Origin of the sequence: Microbulbifer aggregans, assembly GCF_020524005.1 — a bacterium.
Taxonomy (GTDB): Bacteria; Pseudomonadota; Gammaproteobacteria; order Pseudomonadales; family Cellvibrionaceae; genus Microbulbifer; species Microbulbifer aggregans_A.
Genome location: NZ_JAIVKK010000010.1, coordinates 166004 through 177266, shown reverse-complemented (window position 1 = coordinate 177266; position 11263 = coordinate 166004). Strand labels below are relative to the sequence as shown.

Genomic DNA, 11263 nt, shown 5'->3' with positions numbered 1-11263 from the left:
TCGCAGACTTTTTTTGCTCCGAAACCCTTATAAATCAAGGTGTTCCGAAGCTCTCGACCACCTCTCGGCGATCTCGATAAGGGCGCGCATTATATCGAGCTCTTACCGCTTGGCAAGCTGTTTTTTGAATTTCTTTTTCAGGGAAAACCCTTTGAAAATCAACAACCTTTCTTGCCGCTCGCGCTGTCTCTGCAGCAGCGAGGGCGCGAACTTTAGGGATTCAACTGAAGCTTTGCAAGCAGTTTCTTCAAACTTATTCACTCAGCTTGAGCACATCCAAATTCGCGCTAACCGAACACCAAAAACACCGGCATCCAGTCATAAAAAAAACACCCTCCTGAGAGAGTGTTTTCTATATGGCGGTGAGGGAGGGATTCGAACCCTCGATGAGTGTTAACCCATACGCCCTTAGCAGGGGCGCGCCTTCAGCCACTCGGCCACCTCACCGGAAACTTTTTCGCAAAGGCCCTAGACCTCTACAACTCCTTTCCGGAGCCCCGCGACCAAGATCATCAACTGGTCTTGCTCGCTGGAAGTGGGGCGCATATTACCAGCGGTTCGGCAAAAATCAATGGGGAATCAACAACTTTTTGCACTTTCTTAAAGGTCGTTCACAAATCATACAAATACAAAAAAGGCCGGAGTCTCCGGCCTTTCTCTGTATCGAGCTTGCAGAAATTATTCCGCATTATCCTCATCGGAAGATTGCTTCTCGCGCTGGATACGCTGATAAATCTCTTCCCGGTGAACAGCTACTTCCTTAGGCGCATTTACACCAATTCGTACCTGATTGCCTTTAACACCCAATACGGTAACCGTCACATTGTCACCAACCATCAGTGTCTCACCGATACGGCGGGTTAAAATCAACATTACCTACTTCTCCTTGATCATCCTGTGATTTGGTACGACCGGTTTTCCCTGGTGCGCACCTTAGATCATCATAACCCGACGGCGGCGTAAATTGAGAACCTTGTCCGTCACTTTATTCAGTATTGCCCAGACGCTGAAAATCTCAACATGTCGGTTCAAACGCCAGGTAACTGAATCGCTATGGATGCCGGTGATGACCTTCACTCTGGTTATAGCTATTCTGTGACCCTGGGTTCAGACAGCTCAAATGCGCTGTGCAGCGCACGAACCGCTAACTCAAGGTAACGCTCGTCAATAATTACGGATATTTTTATTTCAGATGTAGTAATCATCTGAATATTTATATTGTCCTCACCCAACGCTTCAAACATCCGCGACGCTACATTCGCGTGCGAACGCATCCCGACACCGACAATAGAAACCTTGGCGATTTTGTCGTCGGAAACCACCTCTCGGGCGCCCAGCTCTTCAGCTACACGCTCGAGTACTCGGCGCGCCTTGCTGAGATCATTACGGTGCACCGTAAAGGTGAAGTCGGTTGTGCCATCAACAGCACTGATATTCTGTACGATAACGTCAACTTCGATATTCTCCGCCCCAACCGGTGCGAGAATACGGCACGCAACTCCCGGAGTGTCTGGCACGCCGCGAATTGTGAGTTTTGCTTCGTCCCGATTGAATGCAATGCCGGATACTACAGGCTGTTCCATCTCGTTGTCTTCCTCGTCCAGACTAATCAGTGTGCCTTCACCTTCCTCAAACGTAGAAAGGACACGCAGTGGCACCTTGTACTTACCGGCAAATTCCACGGCTCGAATCTGCAGCACTTTTGAGCCCAGGCTGGCCATTTCCAGCATTTCTTCAAAAGTGATCCGATCCAGTCGGCGCGCACTGTCCACTACCCGCGGGTCAGTCGTGTAAACACCGTCCACGTCGGTATAGATCTGGCACTCAGTTGCATCGAGTGACGCAGCCAGAGCGACGCCCGTGGTATCAGAACCGCCACGCCCCAGTGTGGTGATATTGCCGTCTTCGTCTACACCCTGAAAACCGGCGACTACAACCACGCGCCCTGCGTCCAGATCCCTGCGCATGCGCTCCACATCAATGCGCTGAATACGCGCCTTGGTATGCGCGTTGTCAGTCAGAATCTTTACCTGACCACCGGTATATGAGCACGCATCATAGCCACGCTTTTTAAGTGCCATACTCAGCAAAGCGATGGTTACCTGCTCCCCCGTAGATACCAGCACATCCATTTCCCGGGGATCCGGATGCTCCTGTATCTGGCGGGCCAGATCGATCAGGCGATTGGTCTCCCCGCTCATTGCCGAGAGAACCACCACCATGTCGTGTCCCTGGGCTTTGAACGATGCGACCTTATCAGCTACAGCTTCGATACGCTCGACTGAGCCCACCGAAGTGCCACCGTACTTCTGCACGAACAAACTCATTGATCTAGTGTTCCTTACCACTTCTTATAGCCGCGCGGCATCAGGTTCGCGCGTGCCGCGCACTAAATCACCAAATCACAACCAAATCAACTGAAACATCGCAGATTTGGCCGAATTTAACCTGATTCAACCTGATCTTTTCCGCAGATTCAGCGGATATTAGCCTCAACCCACGCTGGAACTTCTTTCAGCAGCTCAGGCAGAGCTTCCACATCGACCCCGCCACCCTGCGCCATGTCCGGTCGACCACCGCCCTTGCCACCAAGCTTGCCAGCAGCGAAACGCATCAGATCACCTGCCGCCAAACGACCGGTAAGATCCTTGGTTACCGCCGCCACCAGCGCTACCTTGTCTTCGCCCGGCGCTGCGAGCAGAACAATGCCGCTACCAAGCTTGTTTTTCATCTGATCGGCCAGATCCCGCAGTGATTTGGCGTCAGCGCCATCGAGCGAGGCCGCCAGCAATTTCACACCGGCCACTTCCACGGCCTGACTGGTAAGGTCACCGCCAGTGCCACTGGCCAACTTGGTTTTCAGCTGCGCCAGGTCCTTCTCCAGCTTGCGATTGCTTGCCAGAATCTGCTCTACCTTCTCCGCCAGGTGATCCGGGCGAGTCTTGAGCAGGGACGAAGCGTGATCGAGACGCTGCTGGGCCTGGTCAAACATCGCCAGCGCATGCGCGCCGGTGACGGCCTCAATTCGACGCTGGCCGGAGGCGATACCGCTCTCGGCAACAATGCGCAACAGACCGATGTCACCGGTGCGCTCTACGTGGGTACCGCCGCAGAGTTCGACAGAGAAAGCGCCGCTATCCAGACGCTCGCCCATGGTCAGGACACGCACGGTATCGCCGTATTTCTCGCCAAACAGCGCCATGGCACCTTTGCTCTTGGCGGTTTCGATATCGGTCTCTTCTGTCTCTACCGGAGTGTTAGCCCGGATCTGGCTGTTCACCAGAGATTCGATCGCGCGCAATTGCTTGAGCGATACGGCTTCGGGGTGGGAGAAATCAAAACGCAGGCGTTCGGAATCCACCAGTGAGCCCTTCTGGGTTACATGATCGCCGAGAACCTTGCGTAACGCCGCATGCAACAAGTGCGTGGCAGAGTGGTTCAGCGCAGTGGACTGGCGGACATCGTCGGCCACTTCCGACTCTACGCTATCACCAACCTTCAGTGCGCCCGTGAGCAGTTTGCCCTGATGGAGATGGTGCGCACCCAGCTTGGTGCAGTCGGAAACCTCAAACCGGCTATCCCCACTCTGCAGGTAACCACTGTCACCGACCTGGCCACCTGACTCCGCATAAAACGGGGTCCGATCCAGTACGACCGCTCCAGCTTCACCTTCTTCCAGAGAGTCGACCTGAGCACCATCTTTAATGATGGCAACCACTTTGCCGGTACCTGTAGTGGCATCGTAGCCGAGGAACTCCGTTGCACCCTCTACGTCCAGGCTGCCGGTATAGTCCATTTTGAACTTGCCTGCGGCACGGGCACGCTCGCGCTGCGCCTCCATCGCGACTTCGTAACCGTCCATATCCAGGGTCAGGTCGCGCTCACGGGCGATATCCTGAGTAAGGTCTACCGGGAAGCCATAGGTGTCATACAAAGTGAACACCAGCTCACCCGGGATCTCACTACCCTTCAGGGAAGAGAGACCTTCTTCCAGCAGCGTCATGCCCTTGTCCAGGGTTTTGGCAAACTGCTCTTCTTCTTTGCGTAATGCGCTCTCAATGGCCTCACGCTTCTCCTGCAGTTCGGGGTAAGCCTCACCCATCTGCTCGATCAGCGCCGGTACCAGCTTGTAGAAGAAGGTCTGCTCATGGCCCAACTTGTGACCATGGCGGATGGCGCGGCGAATGATCCGGCGCAGCACATAGCCGCGGCCTTCGTTGGACGGCAGTACACCATCGGAAATCAGGAAGGCGCAGGAGCGGATATGATCCGCAATCACGCGCAGGGATTTCTCTTCCAGGTTTTCACAACCAACGATCTCGCCGGCGGCCTTCAATAGCGCCTGGAACAGGTCGATTTCATAGTTGGAATGCACACCCTGCATTACCGCAGCGATACGCTCCAGGCCCATACCGGTATCAACAGAAGGTTTCGGCAGTGGGTGCAGCTCACCATCGGCAGTGCGCTCATACTGCATGAATACCAGGTTCCAGATTTCGATATAACGATCCAGGTCATCGTTCTCGGACCCGGGGGGACCACCAGGTACATCGGCACCGTGGTCGTAGAAAATTTCCGAACTCGGGCCGCAGGGGCCGGTATCGCCCATCTGCCAGAAGTTGTCTTCATCGAGACGGGAAAAACGATCAGCGCTGACGCCCATCTCTTTCAGCCAGATATCGGCAGCTTCGTCATCACTGATGTGTACGGTAACCCACAGGCGCTCTTCCGGCAGGCCAAGCACTTCGGTGAGGAACTGCCACGCGAAACGAATCGCTTCGCGCTTGAAGTAATCGCCAAAGCTGAAGTTGCCCAGCATTTCAAAGAAAGTGTGGTGACGTGCGGTATAGCCGACATTTTCCAGGTCATTGTGCTTGCCGCCAGCGCGCACACAACGCTGGGAGCTGGTGGCCCGGTTATAGGGACGCGGGTCCTGCCCGAGGAAGGTATCCTTGAACTGAACCATGCCCGCATTGGTAAACATCAGCGTCGGGTCATTGCCGGGAACCAGCGAGCTGGACGCCACCCGAGTGTGGCCCTGCTCGGCAAAATAATTGAGAAATGCTTCGCGTATCTGTGCGCTCTTCATCCAGCCTAATTCCACTTCGTCAGTTAAAACTTGCAGCAGCGACAAAAAAAGTCGCGGCCAAATTCCTATTCTGGCAGCCCCTGTGCCAGACCAGCTTCGCGCATTTTGCGCTGCGCTAATAAATGAATGTGCAGGTGAAACACTGTCTGCCCTGCGCCCCGGCCGTTATTGATGACCAGCCTGAATCCGTCCTCCAACCCGAGTTTTCTCGCGAGTTCGGAAGCGACCCACAATAAGTGGCCGAGAAGCGGCGCATCGTCTTTTTGTGCGTCCGCCACGCTCACCAGTGGCTTGCGGGGGATGATCAATAAATGGGTGGGCGCCTGAGGGGATCGATCTTCGATAACAATGCATTGTTCATCTTCGAAAATCCGCTTTGCGGGAATATCTCCCGCAATAATCTGACTAAACACACTGGTTTTGGCCATAGGTCACCCAACTTGCCATCAGTATCCAATTCGCCCAACAGGGCTTGGCCTGAAAACTGGAGGCTACTTTTCCAGCTTTTCGTCAGCGGTCAGTTGGCGCGCCTCGGATTCCAGCATCACCGGGATACCGTCCCGCACCGGGTACGCCAGGCCGCTGGCCTTGCACACCAGTTCCTGGGTCTCTTCACGGTATTCCAGGGGCGCCTTGCTAACCGGGCAAACCAACAGGCTCAGTAATTTCTTGTCCATGACTCACTCTGCTTAAGCCCAAGGCCCTGAACAACCGGGCTGTCGGGTTAAAAATGACCGCGTATGGTACAACGCTTTCCGGGGGTTTTCACGAAGGCAGAAGCAATTACTGTAATAGTGGCAAGCAGGCGGCCCGACCCGGCGGTCGAACCTCAGGTGGTGCGAGTGTTTCGCCATAGCAGGCCTAAGACAAATGGGCGGCGCCAGAAACCAACCCGAGACTAACTAACCAGAGACTAAAAAGACCGGCAGGCGCTAACCGCCCTCCCCCAACCATCCAGAAGCGCCTCGCGCTGAACGTCGCTCATCTGCGGGAGGAAGTCCTGCTCAATTTCCCGTAGCGACTCAGGGAGGTCATCCGCCCGCCAGATGCCGGCTCCAATCCCCGCAAGCAAGGCGGCACCAACCGCAGTTGACTCGATCTGCCGGGGGCGCTCGACCCGAATTGATGAAATATCGGACTGGAACTGCATCAGGAAGTTGTTCGCGCTGGCACCGCCATCAACCCGCAAACAGGTGAGGCCTACGCCGAGCGCCGCCCCCATCAATTCAATCAGCTCGTGGCTCTGGTAAGCAATCGACTCCAGCGTCGCGCGTACCATCTCCGCACGCCCGGCACCTCGGGTCAGGCCAAAAACCGCGCCACGAGCCGCAGCATCCCAATGGGGCGCGCCAAGCCCGCTGAATGCCGGCACCAGGTACACGCCCCTCGTATCCTTCACGCTGTGCGCCAGCTGCTCAGAATCCGAAGCCTGCTGGATCAGCCCGAGGTCGTCGCGCAACCACTGCACCGCAGCGCCACCGTTAAACACAGAGCCCTCGATTGCGAATACAGGCTGCCCACTGGCATCGCAGGCAATGGTCGCCAGCAACCCCGCGGGAACCGCAGGCCGCTCCTCACCAGCCATGGCCAACATAAAGCAACCAGTACCATAGGTATTCTTGACCGTACCTGGCATCACACAGCCCTGACCAAACATGGCCGCCTGTTGATCGCCGGCGACACCGGATATCGGGACCTCTCCACCGAGGAAGGCTTCCGGATCCGTTGTCGCAAAATAGCCGGCCGACGGACGAATTTCTGGTAAAAGTGCCGCCGGGCAATTGAACAGTGTCGAAAGCTCCGCATCCCAACCCCGACGCTCAATGTCGTACAGCAAGGTTCGCGACGCATTGGTGTGGTCGGTCAGATGCGCGCGCCCGCCACTCATCTTCCATATCAGCCAGCTATCCATCGTACCGAAACAGAGCTCGCCGGCCTGTGCCCGGCGATACAGCTCCGGGTTCTGGCGAAACAGCCACAGCAACTTACTACCGGAAAAATAGGCATCCAGTATCAACCCGGTCTTTTCCCGGATCCACTCCGCCCTGCCCGTCGCACGCAATTCGTCGCAAATGCCAGCGGAACGTCGGCACTGCCAGACAATGGCGCGGGTCACCGGTTCTCCGGTCTTCCTGTCCCAGAGAACGGTCGTCTCCCGCTGGTTGGTGATTCCGATTGCACTGAGATCGGAGGCAGCTATGCCCGCGCGCTGTAGCGCGGCGGCGCAGACTTTGCGCGTTACCTGCCAGATTTCATCAGCATCGTGCTCGACCCAACCGGGTTGCGGATAGTACTGAGGGAATTCGGAGTAACTGCGGCCACACAGCTGACCGAAATGGTCGAAAACAAACGCGGTGGTACCAGTGGTACCCTGGTCAACGGAGAGGATCATGCGGGTGCCTGCTATTTATTCTATCTGGCAGGCAGAAGCCGGGCTTCCGCCATCTGCACATTGAATATAGTCACAGGCAATATAGCTACGGGCGCCAGTCCGGGCCAGCATGGCAAACCCTGGTTGGCTACCTGACCGCCCCGCACGCTTTCTACCAGGATCCAGCGTCCTCGCACTGGCGGTCCAATTCCTCGATGGCGTAGCGCACCGAGTCACCGGAAAAACCGCGATACGCCAGATAGCGTTGCCGGCGCGCACGCTCTTTGAGCTGTTGCTCCCGCGGGAGGGCATCACTCACGGGGCGCCGGAACTTACGCAGTAACTGTTCCGCCGCGAGCTCGAACCAGTCAACGTCCTGCGCCAACCGCTCCATACTTGCCTGCACCATTGCGCTACCGATCCCACGCAACTGCAGCTCTTGCCGGATGCGCAATGGGCCCTGCCCACGCTGAACCCGTGAGCGCGCGAAGACTTCGGCAAACCGCTGGTCGGATTGGTAATTCAGCTCCTGCAAGCGCTGAAGAACCGGCTCAATATCGGTGTCGGGGAATTTTGGCGCCAGCTTTTGCCGCAACTCGCGGCAGGAGTGCTCGCGGCGCGACAGCAGATCGATTGCAGCGGTGAACATGGCCTGACGGGCCTGTTTATGTTCGGACTCTGAAGAAGGATTGGAGGCGGGATCAGGGGAATCGCCCGACAGGGCAGCTAACGGCCCTGTCGGCGTGTCGGAAAAAAAAGACAAAATCAGTCTTCCGCAGCTTCCGCGGCTTGCGGCTGTACCGGCGCCAGCTCACCCAGCAGCTGGGTGCGCAACTGGCTTTCAATCTCGTTGCGGATATCCTCATTCTCTTTCAGGAACTTGGCCGCATTAGCCTTGCCCTGGCCGATCTTGTCGCCTTTGTAGCTGTACCATGCGCCGGCTTTGTCGATCAGGCCCAGTTTTACGCCGTAATCGATAAGTTCGCCCAGCAGGTTGGTACCTTCGCCGTACATAATCTGGAACTCCGCCTGCTTGAACGGCGGCGCCACCTTATTCTTGACCACTTTGACGCGGGTTTCGTTACCTACCACCTCGTCGCCCTCTTTGACGGAGCCAATGCGACGGATATCCAGGCGTACGGAAGAGTAGAACTTGAGCGCGTTACCACCGGTAGTGGTCTCCGGGGAACCGAACATTACACCGATCTTCATACGGATCTGGTTAATGAAAACGCACAGGGTGTTGGTGTTCTTGATGTTACCGGTCAGCTTACGCAGAGCCTGGGACATCAGACGTGCCTGCAGACCAACGTGGGAGTCACCCATTTCGCCTTCAATTTCCGCACGGGGCGTCAGGGCTGCCACGGAGTCGACTACAAGTACGTCTACCGCACCGGAGCGCACCAGCATGTCGGCCACTTCCAGGGCCTGCTCACCGGTATCCGGCTGGGAGACGATCAGCTCATCTACGTTTACGCCCAACTTTTCGGCATAGATCGGGTCGAGAGCGTGCTCGGCATCCACAAACGCACAGGTACCACCCTTGCGCTGGGCTTCAGCGATGACCTGCAGGGTCAGGGTGGTTTTACCCGAGGATTCCGGGCCGTAGATTTCAACAATCCGGCCACGAGGCAGACCGCCAATGCCCAAGGCTACGTCAAGGCCCAGAGAACCGGTGGAGATCGCAGGGATGCGCTCGCGCTCCTTCTCCCCCATCCGCATAACGGTGCCCTTGCCGAACTGGCGCTCAATTTGTGACAGCGCCGCCTGTAAAGCCTTGTCTTTGTTGGAATCCATGACCTTTCCCATGTACTTTAAGATTGGTGATGGGTGGGAAGCTTAGAGAAAAGTTACTGTATAAGCAACCAGTAATCCGGAATTGATACAGAGCTGCGCAGTCACCGCCCGAATAGAACCGGTCATTCGTGTTCTGCCACGATAATCAGTAAGCCTTTCAAGGCCTCGACAACCGTCCGGGCCTGGATTTCATGCCTGCTCCCGCTTAGTTGCAAGCGGCGGGCATCGATGGTCATCGGTTCCTGCCCTTCACCGTGAGCCCAGGCAATCCAAACCGTTCCAACTGGCTTCTCCTCACTGCCGCCATCCGGCCCGGCAATGCCACTGACCGCGACGGAAAGATTGGCGTCCAAACGGTTCAACACCCCCATGGCCATCTGTCGTACCACCGGTTCACTGACCGCCCCAAACTCATCAAGATCCTTCTGATCCACGCCAAGAAGATCGCGTTTTATGCGATTGGCATAGCTGACAATCGCGCCCTCAAACCAGCCGGATGAGCCCGCCACAGAAGTAATCGCGGCGGCGATAGCACCGCCAGTACAAGATTCGGCCGTCGTCACCTGCCACCCCAATGCCTGCAGTTTTTGTCCCAAACTGGCCGACAGAGCTGCTATTTCCTTTTCCAGAGACACTTCCGTACCTTTAGCTGACATCACTTTTTCGGCAAGGATAGCGCCCCAGCCAGCAATCAGGCAAAGCACCCGGCTGTGTGCGAAATCTATATGAGGAAGTAATAGAGGAAGTAGACGCTGGTGCAAGTGCTGCAGGTGTAGGTTTTACGGGTACAGGTTATGGGGGACAGGGGAAAAAAATGGGGCCCCACGAGGCCCCAAAACCAATTCCACGAAATAGAGACCTCAGAATTGGAGGTACAAGGTGAATAGACTTCTATTAAAAGAAGTCCGCGCCCACATCGCTTCAAACCCGCCCTCTTCCAGAAACAAGTTATCGCAAAAAATGCAGACACAAGGAATATATTATTCCAAACACAGTAATTCAACCCGAATATTGCGACAGACCTACAGTTGGCGTGATTATTCTTGCCGGCGAAAAATATTCACCGCTTGGCGGCTGCGATCAAACATGTCTTTTGCCTGCTCATCCCGCTGTGACATCAGAATAAAGAGCATGTCGGTCACCATAAACTGGGCCGTACGAGCAAGGATCGAGGAACTCCGCGCTTCGGACTCATTGGCGACACAGAACAGTTTGACAGTGGCGAGCGCCGTCAGGGGATTCCTTGAATAACGGGTAAGCGAAATGATTTCCGCTCCCTGCGCAGAGGCGGTCTCGGCCACCCGGATAACATCCTGAGTCAATCCCGATTCGGAAATGGCAAGAACCAGATCTCCCGCCCCCAGTGTTGCGGCATTTGCCACCTGTACATGGGTATCACTTTCCGCAATTACTGACTTCCCCAGCTTCATCAGTTTGAAGGCCAGATCCCGGGCAACCAGGGAAGATGCGCCCACGCCCGCAAGCACAATCCGGCCGGCCGAGCTCAACTTGTCCACCGCCTCCAGCAGTACTTCTTCACTGTTGATCAGCAGTGTTTCATTCAGGGCAAGATTCTTCCGCTCAATTAACTTCTGCGCCACAGTATTAACATCGTCATCACTGGAGATATCCCCGTGAATGGCTTTCGGTAACATTGCCGACCGCGCCACTGACTCCGTCAGTGAGAGCTTGAAGTCCGAATATCCCCTGTAGCCGAGCTTTTGGCTGAACTTCACCACGCTCGACTGGGACACGCCGATCCTTTCTGCCAGGCATTTCGACGAATGACTGCGGACAGCATCGGCATTGTCGAGCAGGTAGTCGGCAATACGTCGCTCGTGATTCGACATGCCATTGCGCATCGCGCGAATTTTCGCCAAAGAACCCATATCTTTCCCCCTTCTCCGGGCACACCAGACGCCGTGGCGTCATTCACCCCGTCCCAATAGCGCTACCAATGGAAAATACTTTGCGCACCCGAAGAATAAATGATACCAATACAAGAA

The 11263-nt window shown here is 55.9% G+C and carries 10 protein-coding genes and 1 tRNA gene; all 11 read right to left on the bottom strand.

Annotated elements, in window-relative coordinates:
• Window positions 1-357: 357 nt before the first annotated feature.
• The 11 genes from LC093_RS17150 to LC093_RS17100 all read right to left on the bottom strand — a co-directional run bounded on the left by LC093_RS17150 (window position 358) and on the right by LC093_RS17100 (window position 11146).
• Window positions 358-447 (bottom strand) — tRNA-Ser (locus tag LC093_RS17150).
• Between the two features lie 231 nt (window positions 448-678).
• Window positions 679-873, bottom strand: coding sequence for a carbon storage regulator CsrA (csrA, locus tag LC093_RS17145; RefSeq protein WP_226667738.1), 195 nt, complete (start codon window positions 871-873; stop codon window positions 679-681).
• Window positions 874-1088: 215 nt separating this feature from the next.
• Window positions 1089-2327 carry an aspartate kinase gene (locus tag LC093_RS17140; RefSeq protein WP_226667736.1) on the bottom strand — a complete coding sequence of 413 codons (1239 nt, stop codon included), beginning with the start codon at window positions 2325-2327 and terminating at the stop codon, window positions 1089-1091.
• 149 nt (window positions 2328-2476) lie between these two features.
• Window positions 2477-5089, bottom strand: coding sequence for an alanine--tRNA ligase (alaS, locus tag LC093_RS17135; protein ID WP_226667734.1), 2613 nt, complete (start codon window positions 5087-5089; stop codon window positions 2477-2479).
• Between the two features lie 65 nt (window positions 5090-5154).
• Window positions 5155-5517: a histidine triad nucleotide-binding protein gene (locus LC093_RS17130; protein ID WP_226667732.1), complete on the bottom strand. Its 363-nt coding sequence runs from the start codon at window positions 5515-5517 to the stop codon at window positions 5155-5157.
• A gap of 63 nt (window positions 5518-5580) precedes the next feature.
• Complete coding sequence (locus LC093_RS17125; protein WP_226667729.1) at window positions 5581-5766, bottom strand: Trm112 family protein; 186 nt, start codon at window positions 5764-5766, stop codon at window positions 5581-5583.
• Between the two features lie 236 nt (window positions 5767-6002).
• Window positions 6003-7481 (bottom strand): glycerol kinase GlpK, encoded by a 1479-nt coding sequence (gene glpK / locus LC093_RS17120; protein ID WP_226667727.1) that lies wholly within the window; start codon window positions 7479-7481, stop codon window positions 6003-6005.
• A 151-nt stretch (window positions 7482-7632) separates the two neighbouring features.
• A complete protein-coding gene (locus tag LC093_RS17115) occupies window positions 7633-8223 on the bottom strand; it encodes a regulatory protein RecX (protein ID WP_226667725.1) in 591 nt (196 codons plus the stop codon).
• Window positions 8224-8225: 2 nt separating this feature from the next.
• Window positions 8226-9257, bottom strand: coding sequence for a recombinase RecA (gene recA / locus LC093_RS17110; RefSeq protein WP_226667722.1), 1032 nt, complete (start codon window positions 9255-9257; stop codon window positions 8226-8228).
• A gap of 122 nt (window positions 9258-9379) precedes the next feature.
• Window positions 9380-10018: a CinA family protein gene (locus LC093_RS17105; RefSeq protein WP_226667720.1), complete on the bottom strand. Its 639-nt coding sequence runs from the start codon at window positions 10016-10018 to the stop codon at window positions 9380-9382.
• A gap of 276 nt (window positions 10019-10294) precedes the next feature.
• A complete protein-coding gene (locus LC093_RS17100; RefSeq protein WP_226667718.1) occupies window positions 10295-11146 on the bottom strand; it encodes a MurR/RpiR family transcriptional regulator in 852 nt (283 codons plus the stop codon).
• Window positions 11147-11263: the final 117 nt, after the last annotated feature.